Origin of the sequence: Bradyrhizobium monzae (assembly GCF_021458635.1) — a bacterium.
In the GTDB taxonomy this organism is placed as follows: Bacteria; Pseudomonadota; Alphaproteobacteria; order Rhizobiales; family Xanthobacteraceae; genus Bradyrhizobium.
Genome location: NZ_JAIRDQ010000013.1, coordinates 1 through 16,343, shown reverse-complemented (window position 1 = coordinate 16,343; position 16,343 = coordinate 1). Strand labels below are relative to the sequence as shown.

General features: G+C 57.1%; 16 protein-coding genes and 1 pseudogene. 9 read left to right on the top strand and 8 right to left on the bottom strand.

Going from position 1 to position 16,343, the window contains the following annotated elements; translation table 11 throughout:
• Positions 1-847 precede the first annotated feature (847 nt).
• Together K3F49_RS33180 and K3F49_RS33175 are read right to left on the bottom strand one after the other, a co-directional pair.
• Positions 848-1,144, bottom strand: coding sequence for a tyrosine-type recombinase/integrase (locus K3F49_RS33180; RefSeq protein ID WP_234685267.1), 297 nt, complete (start codon positions 1,142-1,144; stop codon positions 848-850).
• A gap of 447 nt (positions 1,145-1,591) precedes the next feature.
• Positions 1,592-2,068: an Lrp/AsnC family transcriptional regulator gene (locus K3F49_RS33175; protein ID WP_234685097.1), complete on the bottom strand. Its 477-nt coding sequence runs from the start codon at positions 2,066-2,068 to the stop codon at positions 1,592-1,594.
• 714 nt (positions 2,069-2,782) lie between these two features.
• On the opposite strand from K3F49_RS33175, the gene K3F49_RS33170 reads away from it, so the two are divergent.
• From K3F49_RS33170 to K3F49_RS39270, 3 genes are all read left to right on the top strand, one after another.
• Positions 2,783-3,598, top strand: a complete 816-nt coding sequence (locus K3F49_RS33170) for a ferredoxin--NADP reductase (RefSeq protein ID WP_234685096.1) — start codon at positions 2,783-2,785, stop codon at positions 3,596-3,598.
• 1,662 nt (positions 3,599-5,260) lie between these two features.
• Positions 5,261-5,470, top strand: a complete 210-nt coding sequence (locus tag K3F49_RS33165) for a hypothetical protein (protein ID WP_234685095.1) — start codon at positions 5,261-5,263, stop codon at positions 5,468-5,470.
• Between the two features lie 565 nt (positions 5,471-6,035).
• On the top strand, positions 6,036-6,404 hold the full coding sequence (locus K3F49_RS39270; protein WP_276575439.1) for a hypothetical protein: 369 nt from the start codon (positions 6,036-6,038) through the stop codon (positions 6,402-6,404).
• A gap of 37 nt (positions 6,405-6,441) precedes the next feature.
• Here K3F49_RS39270 and K3F49_RS33155 read toward each other — a convergent pair whose 3' ends face one another.
• Together K3F49_RS33155 and K3F49_RS33150 are read right to left on the bottom strand one after the other, a co-directional pair.
• Positions 6,442-6,765 (bottom strand): hypothetical protein, encoded by a 324-nt coding sequence (locus K3F49_RS33155; protein ID WP_234685094.1) that lies wholly within the window; start codon positions 6,763-6,765, stop codon positions 6,442-6,444.
• Positions 6,766-8,100: 1,335 nt separating this feature from the next.
• Positions 8,101-9,300, bottom strand: a complete 1,200-nt coding sequence (locus tag K3F49_RS33150) for a hypothetical protein (RefSeq protein ID WP_234685093.1) — start codon at positions 9,298-9,300, stop codon at positions 8,101-8,103.
• A gap of 181 nt (positions 9,301-9,481) precedes the next feature.
• Between K3F49_RS33150 and K3F49_RS33145 the strand changes: the two genes are divergently transcribed.
• On the top strand, positions 9,482-10,543 hold the full coding sequence (locus K3F49_RS33145) for a hypothetical protein (RefSeq protein ID WP_234685092.1): 1,062 nt from the start codon (positions 9,482-9,484) through the stop codon (positions 10,541-10,543).
• Positions 10,544-10,574: 31 nt separating this feature from the next.
• Complete coding sequence (locus tag K3F49_RS33140) at positions 10,575-10,841, top strand: hypothetical protein (RefSeq protein ID WP_234685091.1); 267 nt, start codon at positions 10,575-10,577, stop codon at positions 10,839-10,841.
• A gap of 491 nt (positions 10,842-11,332) precedes the next feature.
• Here K3F49_RS33140 and K3F49_RS33135 read toward each other — a convergent pair whose 3' ends face one another.
• Positions 11,333-11,644, bottom strand: coding sequence for a hypothetical protein (locus tag K3F49_RS33135; RefSeq protein WP_234685090.1), 312 nt, complete (start codon positions 11,642-11,644; stop codon positions 11,333-11,335).
• A gap of 29 nt (positions 11,645-11,673) precedes the next feature.
• Between K3F49_RS33135 and K3F49_RS39730 the strand changes: the two are divergent.
• From K3F49_RS39730 to K3F49_RS33120, 4 genes and pseudogenes are all read left to right on the top strand, one after another.
• Positions 11,674-11,772: pseudogene (locus K3F49_RS39730) on the top strand (Abi family protein); the annotation flags it as partial.
• A gap of 18 nt (positions 11,773-11,790) precedes the next feature.
• On the top strand, positions 11,791-12,027 hold the full coding sequence (locus tag K3F49_RS33130) for an Abi family protein (RefSeq protein WP_234685089.1): 237 nt from the start codon (positions 11,791-11,793) through the stop codon (positions 12,025-12,027).
• Positions 12,028-12,069: 42 nt separating this feature from the next.
• Positions 12,070-12,405: a hypothetical protein gene (locus K3F49_RS33125; protein WP_234685088.1), complete on the top strand. Its 336-nt coding sequence runs from the start codon at positions 12,070-12,072 to the stop codon at positions 12,403-12,405.
• Positions 12,406-12,503: 98 nt separating this feature from the next.
• Positions 12,504-13,427 (top strand): hypothetical protein, encoded by a 924-nt coding sequence (locus tag K3F49_RS33120; RefSeq protein WP_234685087.1) that lies wholly within the window; start codon positions 12,504-12,506, stop codon positions 13,425-13,427.
• 525 nt (positions 13,428-13,952) lie between these two features.
• Here the strand turns inward: K3F49_RS33120 and K3F49_RS33115 are convergent.
• The 3 genes from K3F49_RS33115 to K3F49_RS33105 all read right to left on the bottom strand — a co-directional run bounded on the left by K3F49_RS33115 (position 13,953) and on the right by K3F49_RS33105 (position 15,940).
• The gene (locus tag K3F49_RS33115; protein ID WP_234685086.1) at positions 13,953-14,918 is read right to left on the bottom strand and encodes a hypothetical protein; all 966 of its coding nucleotides are present in this window, start codon (positions 14,916-14,918) and stop codon (positions 13,953-13,955) included.
• Positions 14,918-15,526, bottom strand: coding sequence for a hypothetical protein (locus tag K3F49_RS33110; protein WP_234685085.1), 609 nt, complete (start codon positions 15,524-15,526; stop codon positions 14,918-14,920). The genes K3F49_RS33115 and K3F49_RS33110 overlap by 1 nt, the downstream gene beginning before the upstream one ends.
• 225 nt (positions 15,527-15,751) lie before the next feature.
• Positions 15,752-15,940, bottom strand: a complete 189-nt coding sequence (locus K3F49_RS33105; RefSeq protein ID WP_234685084.1) for a hypothetical protein — start codon at positions 15,938-15,940, stop codon at positions 15,752-15,754.
• Between the last annotated feature and the right edge of the window lie 403 nt (positions 15,941-16,343).

Sequence of the window (16,343 nt, the reverse complement as noted above, 5' to 3'; positions counted from 1 at the left end):
TGCCGATGAGCGACCCATGTCGTGAGCACGATCATCTGTCGCGGCTCGCCGGGCGTCGGCGGTGCGGGTCGGCAGAAAGCTCGCCGACCTGATGGTGAAACGCTACGTCAACTGCCTTGAGGACTTGTACAACGGACCCCACGATTACCGCAACCATCTCGGCGAATATCAGCATCGCTGGCCCCTACGTGCGTTGTGCGAGCGATCCGATCACGTTCGGAAGACAGGACGAAGGGATCGCATTCCAGCACCTGGTGCTGCGTCAGCTGCGGGGAAGGAATGGGAGCGCGACTACAGCCATCTCGGTGAATTAGAGACGCTTCTGATGCCCTTCACGGCATTATTGCATGCAGGCGATCTTCGATGGGATAGCCGAGACGGATCGCAGACCCCAGATGGTTTGGTTAAGGTCCAGGATCCGCGGTGGTGCTAGGGATCAATCTGCGGTTCTCATCTGCCGGTTGGAATCATAGACCGCCTACAAACCCACGATCTTGCGCTGATCGTTCTCTGCTCGCAGATGAAAATAGTTTTTGGGCACGCAGATGGGGGGGGGGGAAGCGTCACCGAGCAAACTCTCTTCGCTCGGCATGGTGGCAGGACGCGACGGGTCGAACGCAAGTTGGAGCGTGACTAGCTCGAGTCCATACGTGGTGAGAGCAGAGCAGCCCAACACTCAGCTGCACCAGTTTCGCACCAGAAACAACGCGAACAAACCCTCACGAACGCGATCGAACTCAAACGAAAACACAGCAAAATCAACGAAGCCGAGCGATATTCTGCCGCTCATAACGGTCTGGTTGCAGGTTCGAGTCCTGCCGGGCCCACCAATGAAATCAACCGCTTATCAGGTGCTGTTTCGCCGGATCGGAATCACCGCACCAGAAACCGCACCAGATATACGTGCGCCTTTCGTTCGCCTGTCGACGCGTGCATGGCGATTTTCTCGACGGCCGCCGACAAATGGCCAGGGTGATGGTGGCCATAGGTGTTGAGGGAGAACTTCAAGCGACATTCCGAGATAACGAGCTGCCTGCCATCGATCTGCACCTCTCTGTATCAGCCAGGACGCCGCGGTGTGTCGCAACGTATGAGGGGATATTCCGGGACCAAGCCCTGCGAGCCTAACGGCACTCTTGAACACCGTTTTGACCGAGGTTACGGGCCTTCCGTTGTACTCGACGAAATGCTTCGCCTCGACCAATCCGGAGCCAGCGCCGCAGGTAAGCAAGCAAGCGGAAGGGAATCGGGACCGTCGGTTGCCGCTTGTTGGTTTTCGCGCTGCCCTGTTTCAGACGGTAGTAGCGGCCGCGCTCTAGGTGTGGAAGCGGGGTATCGGGTGTAATTTCAGGTTGCGTACGATCTGCCGTCGACGCTCTTCGGATCTGTAGAGGCAGAGGCTCTTGTGAGCGGTGTGGCGAGGGTGGCAAAAGACTGCGCCTGGCACCTTCGCTCATCGAACGATTGCGAATGTAATCGTGCACGTGCGCGCATGGACGTTCTTCATGCCGATTTTGTTATCAGCTTCGGTGCCTTTTACATCCCTGCGCCAAGAGGATCCGGGGGATGAGACATCTGCATCCGAGTTTCGTCAATCCTCGGGCGGGACCTCAACTGGAACGGCAAAGCCCGCCTTTACGCGATCCATTATGACCATCGTCTTGAAGCCCTTAATGTCCGGGTTCTGATAGAAGAATCGCCGGGTGAACTGCTCATAATCGTCCATGGTGCACGCGGTAATGTAGAGGACAAAGTCAGCGTCGCCCGTGACGTAGAATCCATTGACGACTTCAACCGACGATTTGATGGCCTTCTTAAACCTATCAATTATACCCGAACTTTCCCGCTCCAGGCTCACTAACGCAAGCACTTGAATAGGTCTTCCTACCGCCTTTGGCGAAACGATTGAGATATCGGCTTGGATGATGCCTTCCGAGCGGAGCCTCTTCAGTCGTCGTTGACATGCGGTCGCAGAAAGCCCGGCCAATTCGCCGATCGCCTCGGAAGTTAGACGATTGTTCTTTTGCACAATCTCGAGGATGCGGGCGTCCGTTCGGTCGTATCGCACAATCGGCTCCTCCCTTTGAGGTGGATTCCGTCGCCAGATGCCCATGCGATGCAGAAAGTCCTCCGAATGACAAGGAAAATGCAACGAAAACAGTTATACGACACCAGTATGCTGAATGACAGTTTTACGACACCTCTGCTGCTGCTGAATGATGGCAATTTAGGACATCAACCCAACCACCCGGCGGTCGCCACTTTACAGATTCGACCCCACAGCAAACCGGGAAACCAAAAGCCATGACAACCACCGTGCTTTCAGATCCTCGAGAAATCCTTGCAGAGGACGTGAAGGAAGCCCTTCTGAGATACTATTTTGGGCGGCGCAAGGTCGCGATTTCTATCAGCAAGCCAACCAGCAACTGCCCACTGCTATCTCTCCTGCTGGAGGGTGGGCAGAGGCTTCATCTCAGCGTGACGAAGGCGCGGTCATGATCCTGTTTCCGCGGCGACCCGAGCGCGACTTACGTATCCCTCCAGCGGCGACGCCTTGTCGAGGGTATTTCATGGGCAATCATGACCTTGTCTCCGACAGCTTCTTGGCAGTGACCGGAGTCGGTCTCGTGCTGCTCAGCTCAAGCCTGCTCGCCTTTGCCTTTACCTAAGGAGAACGCGTTGGTGCGTTTCGCGCTCTTGTCATTCAAGGTTCCGTTTGAGGATGAGATGCTCGGCAACTCGGAACGATCATTATGCTCTAATTTTTTCGCGAGCGGTCACAATGAGTAATTTCAACCAGGAAAGCGTGCTGAGCGTTCATCACTGGACCGACAATCTCTTCAGCTTCACCACCACGCGGAATCCATCATTCTGCTTCCGCAGCGGCGAATTCACGATGATCGGGCTCAAGGTCGACGAGAAGCCGTTGTTACGTGCCTACAGCCTCGCCAGCGCCCATTACGAGGACCGGCTCGAATTCTTCTCGACTAAGGTGCCGGGTGGTCCCTTAACCTCGCGTCTGCAGCATCTGAAAGAGGGTGACGAGATCATCGTCAGCCGCAAGGCGACGGGGACGCTGGTCATCGATAATCTCGAGGACGGGCGCAATCTCTATCTGATCGGCACGGGCTCCGGGCTTGCGCCGTTCCTGAGCGTGATCAAGAATCCCGAAACCTATCTGCGATTCGAGAATGTCGTGCTGCTGCATGGCTGCCGCCGGATCGCCGAGCTCGCCTATGGCGAGATGATCACGGAAAAACTGCCGAGCGATGAGCTGGTCGGCGACTTCGTGCGGTACCAGCTGATCTATTATCCGACCGTGACGCGCGATCCCTTCCACAACCGCGGTAGGATCACCGATCTGATCACGTCAGGCAAGCTGTTTACGGACATCGAGCTGCCGGAACTCGAGCCGCAGCATGACCGCGTTATGATTTGCGGCAGCCCTGCACTGATGCGCGATGCCCGCGAGCTGTTGGTGGCGAGGGGCTTTGTCGAAGGCAATCACGGCGAGCCCGCGCAATTCCTGGTCGAAAAGACGTCTGCCAAACGCAATAGTTTGAGCCCTTCGCGGACAATGGTTCTACATGAATCATGATGCAAGGAGGAATCGCCGTGAAGCACCGGCGATGACAGACGAACGGCGCGAGCTGGAGCGCTGCAAGCAAGAGATTGCGCGCCTCAGACAGCTGGTTGTGCAGCTTTCTGAAATTGTCTTGCGCAACGTCGTCGAGAGCGACGAGGGGCGACAATCGGCACGCCCGTGGGTCTCTGAGCGACGCCGAAGAGGCGCGCTGTTTCCCAGCAGCGCGGCTTCCCGTCTTGGGGGGCATGGGGAGCGGCCCCGCCCTTGTGATCCAGGGGGCGGGGCTCCTAATTTTTAGTTGGAAGCGCCGGATAGGTCGGGAGACACATTGATGACGGGCTGGACAGAGCAAACGCGCCTTGTTGTAGGCGATGGCAGCGATTGCTTTTGAGCTTCAGTGGCGCGCTAATGTTCAGCCGTGACGGTGAATTCTGGTCTCAACTTGCGGCCTATCTCTACGCTGTGATTGTTGCGTTGTCTGTGTTGTACGGCATTGGTCAACTTCTAACAGGGGACACTCTTGAACTATCTCTTAAACTCGGATGAGCGAGCATCGGGTATCTTTTTTGGATGGATTGCATGCGGCCGAATGAGTGGCGACAGCGGTCGAACGCCAATGCGCCATCCGACAAAATCGCGCTCTTTATCGACGGCGCCAACCTGTACCCGCAACGCGCGGTCCCGTCGCGAGATTGGTTGGAATTGAAGGTGGCGAAGTTTCCAAGTTGATCAATCTCGAATCATCCGGCGTTGGAGCGCCGGATCGGAGACCACGCCATGAGCAGCAATATCACGAAGACACATTCTCCGCAGTGTGAAGGGGAGACGGCTCCCAGCTTTTCGACGATTGGTTCGATCCGATTGAACGTGCGGTGCGCGAACGAGCGCAGGAGTTCATCGACAAGGCGAAAAACGGATGGTGCGACCATCGCTCCGCGATCGAGAATTGCATCTCAATAAACGGATTTGCCGACCAAGTTCCGTCAAATTCTCCCGCACACGTTCCAGCGCAGCTTCCGCCGCGAGCCGCTCGCCGGCCATTCTAGCTCCCGCAAAAAGTGCCTCGATCTTCCACAACTTCTCGGGCAACCGGGATTCGATAGACATCGGCAAGGCTCGGTTGATTCGATATCCACGCCATTCACTCCCCATGGGCAAACGATCGCTATCCCCAAACGGCCTCAGTCCACGCTTACGGCTCGCGCGCGACTACGAGAAGCGCATCGACGTCGTTCACGCCATGATCCTCGTCGCAATGCGTGGAACTCATCCGACGAAATACCATCCCGGATTTTCAAAACAGACTCTTAGATGTGCAGTTGCATCACTTGTGTGGTTTCCGACATGTCGGACAAGCAACGCTACTCTGGTAGAGCGATCGTGGCATCTTAACAAAACTTCCTGGCTTGGCGCGGCGTTTGCAACGGCAATCACAAGCCCGGAGGATGCCAACCGAGCAAAGTAACCGAAATAAGGGCAACACCGAACCGATCAGGCAACAATTGGGGATCAACGAGATGTACCAAGTGCCAGTTGATGAATTACGCACGGCGTCTAGCTGCCGTGCCCGAGGTCGATGACTAGAGTATCGCTGCTCGCCGTGAAGGGCGCGGGGGATAATGCTGCGGCTCGACTTCATCACACCAGCAACTTCTAGTTACCGAGAAGGCCGTGATGCCAGATCCCTTCGAGTTGGGTGAACTCAACTTTGCACTGCGAGGACGCCTGCTGCACGACTCGTTCGGCGAAAGCGTGAAGCAGATACGAGTCGCAGGAAAGACGCAGCAGGAGATCGAACAGGCGATCGACGGTGGACGCTTCAGCGTTTTGGTCGATGAAACGGGCATGTTCATCAAGCAGAGTTTCACGCCTGATTCAGCGTGACGAGCGCGGTGTGATGATCCCCACAGCAGTTGCTCGTGCTGATCTCAATGTACAGCGGAACACAGCGAACGCTAGCCGGCGATGGAAGCGAAAATAAGCTGCGGCTGGGCCTCCTGATTAGCGCGGCGGAGTTCGCCAACGTTCGCCGACGCTTATTCAATGGATATTCGACGACTTGTTCAAAACGGATCTAAGTCATTGAAATCTCTGGCGCTGCCTAGGGGGAGGCAAAGCGCTCCGAGATAAGCCCAAGCAAAAACAGGACAAATCAGCTTGCCTGCTTCGTCTTTGCTACCATGTCCTGCTTCCGGCCGCCAAACCAGACTTCCGAGGGCCTTTGCAGCGAACTGTTCCGTCGAAGCCTTCTTCAGGTGGACCGAACGCAGCGGCGAAGCCTTCTGCAGGCTTGATAACGCGCACGGTGAGGATTCCGACGAAGTCGCCGAGGCGTACCGATATCAAGTCGCCCGTGGATTCCGAGACGATGTCGCCCACCTTTCCGATTTGATCTCGCCCAGTGGCGAGGCGTTCTGACCGGCTGGTTCTCTGGCATCGGTCAAGCCGCGTGGTCAATCTGGAATTGCGACTTCAACCTGTTTTTCTTCTTCTGCGGTTGCTGTGGGCATGTGGGCAACGCGATTGCGCTGTCCAAGCGCAGCGGCATGTCCACAGCGCCACGGGCTCAGGTCTTTCGGTCGGATTGCCGGGTTCGGCGCAGGCTCTCACCGGTGAGGTCGAGCCGATGGGCATTGTGGACGAGGCGATCGACCGCCGGATCGCCAGCCGCACCGTCGAGGGGGCCGCGCCCACTCGTCGCGCAATCTCGCGGCTCGGCAGCCGGGCCGCCTTCATTCTGATCACATCGCGCACACGGCGCATCGCAAGCCTCTCCGTCGGCATCCAGGATCCCCCTTCGCAAAGCCGAAAGGGTTGATCCTATGGGAGCCAGAAGGGGCCTCGTCACGGCGACATCATCCCGGAATGGCGGGCGACATCATCTCGGAACGGGTGGGCGACTTCAAATCGGAATGGTGGGCGAGATCATCTCGGAATCCTGGGCGACATCGATCGGAATCCGCACGCACGGCGTCGGGCCAGAGACTTACGGCGCGAATGCCGCCCTTCTCCCACAGGGCCATGACGCCCGTGATGCGGATGAGCGAGCCGCCGCGAATGATGATGCCCTGCCCGAGAGCGTTTCCCTTAGCATCGACAAGCTCCGGCTGCTTCTTGGGCGATTTGAAGACGAAGACGATAGCTCCGTCCTTGGCCTTCTTCACAGGTAGATAGACCACCCTCTTGCCGCCGAAGTGCTGGTCAATGACGGCCTGAATTTCCTCTTGGAAACGCTCCGCATAGTCCTCGTCAGCGGTCGCTTCGGTCTTGTACTTGCTGTCCGCGTACTGGCCCTTGGTGTCGGGCTCCGAGAGCTTCGGATAGCGGGCGTCATGACTTCGGTGACGAACGGGACGTACTTTAACTTCTTGTCAGCCATTGTGCTGCACCATGAAGCCATCGGACTGCACGCGGAATCGGCGCGTCTACTTCAAAGCATGGCGCGATTCTAGCCTCTGACCTAATGCATGTTATCGCCGTTCAATTGCAGGCATGTTGGCTCGCGAGGCCGGACCGCTTAATCGACCGCGTTATTCGTGCCGAAATTCGTATCGACCAGCATTGTTAGAACGAAAGACGGTCATACGATTTCGCTCTTCCTCACTCAAATGCTCGGTCATCGCCCTCAGCGCCTCGCTGAATGAGCAGCGGAGAAGTTCCACGGCACCTTGCTCAATCCCGTCCTTGAGGTAGGTTCGATACACGCGATTGCCTCTGACGCGCGATGAGGTCGCTCGCTCAAACTCCCCTCCTTTATCGACGTAGAGGGAGAATAGAATGATCCAATCTTTCGAACCGCCATAGCCTTTTGATTGCGTCGTAACCCACGACGTTGAAGAGATTCATTAGCTTCTGATCGGCCTCTTCGTAAGTCCAGCTCAGATAAGGCTCCGTAAGTTGCCCCGTCGCGTACAGCCTAAACTCCCGCCCGTTCGTCAGTAGGAAGTATGCAGCGCTAATCTCTGGATGCGCACAGTAGGTGTGGGCCTGCTCAACATCGTCTTGAGTTAGCGACTGCGAAGGCGCTTTTACTTCTACGGCCCAGCGCCCATAGGAGGTAGCGTCGCAGATGTAATCTGCTCGCCAGCCAAGGGTGGATCTTTCTTAGGCTGCTTCCGGCCCAAAAAGGCCCTGTCATAGCGCAGTGGGACTTCGGTGCGGACGTTGGCGATTGTACCATGTGCATAGCCAAGCCGTTGCAGAAGTGGGCGCACGATGATTTCTCGCACGTCTGTCTCGTTCATCGCGTCGAAGTTTGGAGTCATGGGGTTGCGCGTTCTTCCTGTCGGAGCGAATCGTTGGGATGCAGGATAACCGAAGGAGATACGGTCAGCCAAGAACGCATGGAATAAGGGATCTGCGCTAGGCCCGCATGCCTGCATTTCGCCTCGGACCAGAGAGGGAGCCCGCGCACGCAATGTTGGAACCTAAAGCTTTTTTCGAGGGCCGGACTCGACCGTTTGTTCTAGCTCGCGAGACAATCCGACGATTTCTTCGAACGCCAACAGCGGGTCCTACGCCTCTATCGGCGCAACTTGTCCGACTGCGACGTAGTGGCTCCAGAGCACCGGCCAGGAAAGTAGTGGCCCTTTCGCCGTCTCGGGAGGTCCTTCTGTGTCCACTAGATTACGGTCTTTGGCATGACGATCCTTCTTCTCGGCAATTGCGTCATTGTCGGCTTCCTTCTGCAAGCCGACTGTCAGGTACATCGAATAGCCAGCATACCAGCACATGATCGCACCCAAGACGCACGTCGCGATCGACCAGAAGTTCCAGCCCCACGGATCGAGACCGCTCGAAACAGACCAGAACCGGTACCCCCGAAACACTTCGTGGAGCAGCAGAGACAGGATGACGATCTGCGCAAGGCCCCCGAAGAGGGTTACAGCGCATGAGAGCAGGAACGTCCAGAGATAGCCGTGGTATCCGACGGAGTAGACCTTCGACGTGGCGTCCTTCTCGAAGCTACCCCTCCTTAGAGCGACGTAGATGAACGGAGCGACCACGACAACCAACGAGACCAAAAGGGCCGCGGCCGAATAGCCTGCCTTGCTCGCATATAGGGTAAGATCCGGAAGGGCGCTCAAGCTGAGCGCGGTCGCAAGCACCCCACCTACGAGGGTCGTGGTCGATGTCCAGCTTTTGGCGAATTCCCACGCGGGAGAGCCCAGTTTGAACCACGGTGGTATCCAGGCGATCAAGAGGCCGATTGCGAGTCCGGCAAGAATCGCGGTGCCGATGGAAAGCCAGAAACAGTACCACAGAGGAGTGACCACGGCCGATGTCACGTAGCGCTGGACGAGCTTCAACTGTTTGAGTACGGTGTCTCCACCGTCGGTGCGCAGTTCGAGATAGCACGTCGCCGGCAGCGACACGTCGGCAACAGAAAGGTGAACCACGGACATATTGCCCTGCGGAAGCTTGGCGATTGCCTGGGGCGGGACCTTGCCGCATCCGTTGTCCTTCTCATCCAGAAGCTTCAACGAACCCGCTGCATCCACGCTTGCGGCGCTTCTGATCGGAACATCGAGTTCGAACGCGCCTGAACTGTTCGGTGACAGCGTGGCTGCGGCTCCGTCTACGAATACGAGGCTCGGCTTCTGGGTATCGCCGTATGCAGGGCACCTCCCGACGACCAACATCAGCAGAATGACGGCAAGAGCCCTGCCTGGAATCAATACGGCGTGGTCGAAGGCGCCCGTTCTCACGTCCATCCTGCCCTCCAGTCCGCAAGCCAACGTCGCCATCACTCCCGAAGTCCGCTCAGCTTCCCTCTCAAGGAAGCTCGAGTGTTCGTCAGCAATTGAGAGCGACGCCCGAAGATAAATTGTCGGACGCCACTTCACAACGTAGAGTTTTACGGCTTTAATCCGCCAACTGCGGGGGAGAGGGGCTATGGGGAGATTGCAGGTTGCTGCTGCAACGATCGGATTTGCATGCGTGCTTTCCGGTTGCGGTGCGTTCGTTCCGGAATTCGGCGAACTGTACGACACAACGTCTGCTGTACCGGACGCCTTGATCGATGCGATCGTCAGCCATGTCCACTGTGAAGTGAAGAGCCAGATCGAGTTTCTGATTCTCGATGACATCGAGCTTGCTCGCAACGACATCGCGAGTGGCTTGCCTGCCAAGCGCCATCTCAAATGGCTTGACGATTGGGGAGCGCAGCTCTCGCTCACCTTGACGGTCCAGGAAAAGACGACCCTGAGTCCTGGCGTAACGTTGAACAAGGTGTTGCCGAACGCGACATCGGTTTTCACGAGCGGCAACGTCTCTACGTCGCAACTCGAAACGATTTCTTTGGGCGCCACTGGCTCCACGGATGCCACGCGGAAGGCCGTAGTCTCCTGGTTCGTCGACTTCAGAGAGTTCACGAAGGTGGACGTCGAAAAGCCGTCCTTCTTGGCCCAGACAGGAGCGAAGCCGCCCCCGAAGCAAGTTACCGATCTTCTGAGGAAGTTGACTCCAGAACTCGCCGTGGCGAAGAGGACCTACGATGAGCTCCAGAGGCAGGCTGTCGCTGCGGGAAGCGATACGCTGCCGCCGATATGCAAGTATCCCGGCGGCGTTCTCATCGAGGGCGACCTGAAAATACGACAGTGGCTGATCATGTCATTGCGCACGGCTTTCGTCGACAACGGCGTGACGGGCGACTTCGCCAAAAACCTTCAGAACGAAATAAAGGTTGCCAAGAAGGACGTACTGCAAAATCAGATCACCTTCGTGGTGTCGTACAGTGGAAACGCCACGCCGGGCTGGAAGCTGGTGCGCGTTTCGGCCAACCAGGGTGGCAACTTCTTCAACGCGCAACGCACGCGCACGCAGGATCTCGTCCTGACTCTCGGCCCTGCGCCGAACGACGCCGCGGCCGCCGCGGCCGTGCACCAACAGAACCAGGATCTCGCCGCCGCGATCGGTATCGCCGTTGCCAACGCGATCAGCGGACGCACGCCTTGACGACCGAAGCCTCTTGCAAGGAGCAGATTTCATGAAGGAAGACGATATTCCCGTTCGGCACCGCGGCATCCCGCGGACCCTCAAGACGGCGCTCGCACTCGGCTACAAAAAGCGTCGGGTCAAGTTCTCCGACGTGGAGGAGAACTTCGTGCAGTTTGCGCAGCACGGTGCCCGCGCGGGTTCGGTTTGCGGACATGCTCCATCCTCGAAACCGGGTTATATCTCAGTCTGCTATAAGGACGATTCCGGCATGTGTACTTGGGTAGATGTGCTGAAGACCGCACCGGTAGACCACTGAGGAGCCTTGGCCGCGTCCATCTGGAGAGAAGTCGTTCAACGCTCCCGAAGCCGGTCTGGCGGCTCCCTGCTTTCGCCATCACCGAGCGTTCGCCTTCGAACGCCGTTCTTTCGGCATGGTGCCCGTCGGCCGGGCCTCGTTGGACAAGGTTTTCTCTAGTTGGCTTACCAACTCGCGGATATGAGCCGCCGGTCGCTCGAGGCGCTCTCGTTCTTCGCTACTGACGGCCATTTTTGCCATTGCGGCGTACTCTTCCGCATCGGAACGAAGCTTTCCAGGTGAACCGCGGTTTCTGACCTCGGCCCCTTCCAAGGGGTCGAGGGGAAGCACGAAGGGCTCGAACCCGAATCCATCCTAGCTCGGGATGGGTCGGCCGACTGCCGAAAAATGGACACAAGCTACTCACCTGGCCCATCGCTTCGCTTAGGATTGGGACAGATCCCTGCAACTTACCGAACGCGAATGCGACGAAGTCCGCTCGAGCGGAGCGATCAATCTTTGGAATCCGGGTATGAGTCCGGCGTCGGCGGGTTGTCGATGAAGGCCTCGACCTCCCGCCCTTCGATGCGACCATGGCGCATCAGCCGACCGGCGATGGCGTCGAGTGCGTTCCGGTGCCGACGGAGAATGCGCGTGCTCCGCGCGAGAGATTTCTCCAATTCTGTGCTCACCTGACCACGCACGCTCTCGAACGACAGAAGGTGCGAGGTGTCTGTCGCGGCACCGAGGTAGAGGAGCGGCGTGTCGCCGGCCAGTCCGAAGGACCCGACCATGGCGGCTGCCGTCGCCGTCGCGATAGCCAAGTCGGAGCCCTTCTGTCCCCCGCCCCGAGGTGAAAGCCACGTGCGGAAAGTTCGGCCTCAACCATCAGATCTTGAGTTCTTGGCTACATTCCATGTCCTACGTGCGCAACCTGTGCGCTCATCATTCCCGATTGTGGAAGCATCAGATGACGATCAAGCCCGTCATACCGTCCGACCGCCGTGCGCAGTTTGGCGGTAATCGAAACGAGCTCATCTATGCATCGCTTCTGACGATGCAGATCCTGCTGCAACGCATCTGGGCCAACAACAATTGGGCCGAGCAACTCCGCGCCCTAGTCGCGGCCAGCCCCCATCTGCCGATGACGGAGATGGGCTTCCCGGACGACTGGCTGGAGCGCAAGGAATGGGGATTCGTCGGATGAGCGTCGCGGCTATGGCTCCGTAGCTCCAGAAAGGAAGATGGCATGTCGGGCGACCCCGCCAAGGACTGGGATGAAGGCCTTCATGATGTCATGCGGCGGATGCTGTACAGTTCGTCCTGCTTCACGACGCCGATCACGATCTCGTCGAACAACGATAAGGAGCTCGACGACCGCCCGGAAGTGGCGGAGCTGGTGAAGCACGTCAGGGACCATCGGTCCGAAATCCGGGAAGTCCAGGTGATCGTCGCCTCGAACGCGCGCATCAACGCCGACAACCTCCAAGCCGAGGGCGACGGAATTGCTTTAGTCTCCGCTAGGGGCGTGATTTCCGACGCAGCTATCCGGATCTCATCTGGTGCGTGCGGGACGAGGGCTTGATCCTTAGGCCGATGGTCATTAGCGGTTCAATCCTCTGTCCGCAGGCCACTTCAACACTTTTTGCGCCTGTTGCCTCCTCTATCCCGCCGAGCTGATGAATGAACGAATGGAAGACATTTGAACATGAGGTGGCCGAAGCGATCCGGGCGAATGGAATCATATTCCTTCGCCGCGCGGCTACCGAAATGGCAGGTCACGACGACAGCGAAGATACTGCCTTTGACCACGAGACAGGCACGGTTGTGACAGTGCTTACTCAAATGTCGCTCGAGCTTGCTATGGCGAGCTTTCTGGTCAAGCACGATGGCATAAGGACGATTCTCACGAAACCAGAAGCGCTATCTGACGATCAGATCCGCGAAAAATGGCAGGCCAACGAGCTGCGAACAAAGACATTCCAGGATTACCGAGAACTCATCGCGAGCAAGCACGTGGAAAGGTATTCCGATTTCGAGGAAGTTGTCGATCGGTTCCAACAGTCACGTAACAAGATAATGCATCTCCATTTTCGCTTCGAGGAGGGAGACCTTTACGATCTCAAGTACGAGGCGACTTTCATGCTCGTCCACATAGTCTCGCGCTTCATCTGCGAAGACGATTCAGACCATCCCAACAACGTAGCCAATCTTCTCTCTCGTGAGGTATTTCAAAAGCTCATTCGCTTTCCACCCTACCAATATCACGTCGAAAAAATCGCCAGAGAATACTCTAGGGTCGTGCTGCGGTGTCCGATGTGCGATCAGAAGGCCTTTTCGGATTACGAACTCAAATGTTTCTCATGCGGGTATGAAGATCCTTCCATAAGGCTGCTCACGTGCGAGCATTGTTCTGAACGGAGCGTAATCTACGATCACCTAAACCTCGACATCAATAAGAAGCTCCCCACGCTGTGTCTCATCTGCGGGAAGCGACAGGAAGTGTTCAAATGCACCTCGTGCAAGGGTACTACTATCGGCGGCCCTCCTTACCTGCGGTGCGAGCTTTGCGCGGAGGACGCACAGTCCCAGTGCTTGCCCGGCTGAATCCCTGCGCCGACGAACGGAACTAACGACGCTGGAGGAGGATCGCGCGGGATCATGGCGGGCCAGGGCAGGCGCGCATGGCGATCGAATTGCCCCGCATGCATTGCGACGAGTCGAGTGAATGAGGGACTAGTCCATCTCGCGGGACGGTTTGGAACAGTGCCTATGCTTCGACGGTGCCAAGCCTTGGTGGGTCACGGATCAAGCGTACGCTCGCCTTGTTCCCTTACAACGACGGAATTTGATCTGGTTTCCACCGGAACGGAACTCAGCCTCCAGCCGTTCGAACAGCATCGAACGAAGAAAGCGATCATGACGAGCGAAGCGCGAAGAAAGAGTTGGCAGTCGTTGCGTTGAGCGCGTTGGCCGCTCTTCCGGTGCTGGGCGGCCTGAGCCTAACAATGCTCGGATAGTGGCTTGGTATGGATTTTACTAGGTCGCGGCCTGCCTCGGCTTGCTTCAAACTGGGGAGTATTCGAGGACAGTAGCCACTCATCCAGCGCGCTTATCCTGCGAGGAAGGGCATCATTGGGCAACTTCCAGCTTCGCAAGAAGAGTATCGAATAAATCTGCGGTAGCCGAAATCGTTGCAGCGTAGTTGCTGGCCGCCTGAGTCGAAGGAGTGCCGATGAATTCAAGGACGCGGGCCTTAGCGATCTTGAGCCGCGCTCGTGTCGAGGGGTGACTATTCTCGCGGCTGAGCGCGGGACGCGAGGAAACGACGGCTTGCGTTGCGATGACTACGAGAACGCCAAAGAATGATACGGGTGAACTCTTGAACCGCGACTCATCTTTGTTGATGATATCGAGTGCGCACCGATCGGCTTCGATCTCGAGATCTTGCTTTGGTTTGGCTCTTTCGGGCTCCGGCAGCTTGTTGATTTCCGCAAGCCTCGTACCGTGATCCAGCGCGATGTGGCAGCGCTCGTGCATCGACAGGAAATACATTGTCACCAGCATGAGGGTCTGTTCGCGCTTCTGGAAGGCGGGATCCGACACAGTCTTCCTGACCTCTTCGGGACTCACGCCTCGTTCCACCGCGGATTCCGTCAGTACTTGAAACGGATTCATCTTCGTGTCCGGACCCTGATCCGCGAACCGTGCCACGAGTTCGGTGAAGACGTCGAACTGACGCGGAGCGGAGATGTACCGGCCCAGGATCAATGCTCTCGCTTGCGCGAAGAGAAAGACGACAAGGCCATAGTCGAACATGACGCCCTTTCCGTAAATCGCGTTCGCGTCGTAGCTTCCCGGATTGTCGCATATGGCGAAGCCGTAATCCTTGTTGCGCTCCCAGAAACCAGGAGGAAGGAGTCCGGCTTTTGCCAACTCTTCCGTCTTCACGTCGAATACCTCGTGGACGATGGCGTTGGCGTCCGGATTGGTCACCGGCGAATCGCAAGCGGCCCCGAAATCGACGGGGGCTGCTGCGACCGAAGAACTCTGCGCGAAAGGCAATACCAGGAGGAGCGCGACGAAGATTGACCGCATTAGCCGCCCTTCCTCTGGTCCTTCGCGATTTCATCGAGTTTTCCGTCGATTGACGAGAGTTGCGCAGAGAGATCGTTCGTCAGCTTTCCGATTTGCGCTTTCAATTGATCGACCCTCCCGCCCGTCGCGCCGGATGAATTGGCGAGTTCTTCGATCGCCTTCTGACTGCGTCCTATCTCGTCCGCCTTCTTCCGCGCGTCTTCGGCGGAGGCGGCGACCCCTTCCACCTGCCTGAGCAGACCGGACGCCGCATCGATGCGCTGTTTGTAGTCTCTATATTCGGTCGGACAAGCTTCCGACGGAGGCTTGAAGAACACGAATCTCAAACATCTATCCAGAAGCTTGCACTGAGTGTCGCACGCCTTGATAGACGCAAAGTTCGTCGCATTCAGTCCATCAAGCTGAGCGGCGACCTTGGTCCCGATGGTCGTCGATGCGCTCGAGTTTATTTTGCTCAACGCGTTTCGTGCGACTTCGATTGACGAGCTGGCGGTCGTTTCGTATCCGCGCACGTCGTCCGCACAAATGGTCGGAGATGGGCGGATGAACACGGCGATTAGCGCGAAGGCGACGATGACGAGAAAGCCGATAAGCACCTTGTTCTTCATATTTCACCCAAGTATCGGAGTGGACGCAGCACTGTGCGCCCCAAAACATCAATCGATCGTGAGAATCTCATAGATTACTCAGCTGCAATTAGCCACTGTAGCGCGAAGATCGTTAGCGACACAATCCCAGGCGACATAGGTCATTCGCGAACGAAACGAAGACTACCTGAGTGGCGAGCAATCGTGTGTAGCTCGACCGTGCGGTCGAGGTGGTGACCCCGGTGTTCAGTCGGATTGCGTATCGGCCGCAATATGATACTTCGGAATCTTCATGATTTCCCGGTGGGCGGTCTCGATCCAGGCGTCACCATAATCGCCCTGTGGTGGCACCGGCTGGGAGTTAAATTGTCGATTACTTTTGGTGCACAAGGTGGTTGATGCTGCCTCGGTGACTAGCCGGAGCTTGGCGCGCATAGAATCGGACTTCGCGTAAGCGCAATTGGCAGAGAGTCAAGTCAGGACAACACTAATAAAGTGTTCAGCGATTAAGTCGATTTTTACGCTTTGGTAGTAATTATTGAGAGACGACGACGAGGTGATTCGGGTTTCGAAGACGCGATGCGAATAGGTTCAAGAGGGACTGCCCGGCCCAGGTCGATGCGGCCTTAGCTAGCACCTCAAACGTACCTTCGGCACAGTCCTCCAGAACAACAAACAGCCCCCCATCCCCCCCAAGTTGGTCGAGAGCTTGATCCTCATAAGTGACTCGCGAAATTTCCGTGAGCCACAGTGTTCTGTGATTGTCGATCGCGACAGAAAGGTCTTCGTCCATGTCGGTGAGTCCTGTTCTTCATCAATCCGTGCGAGTGCGACCTAA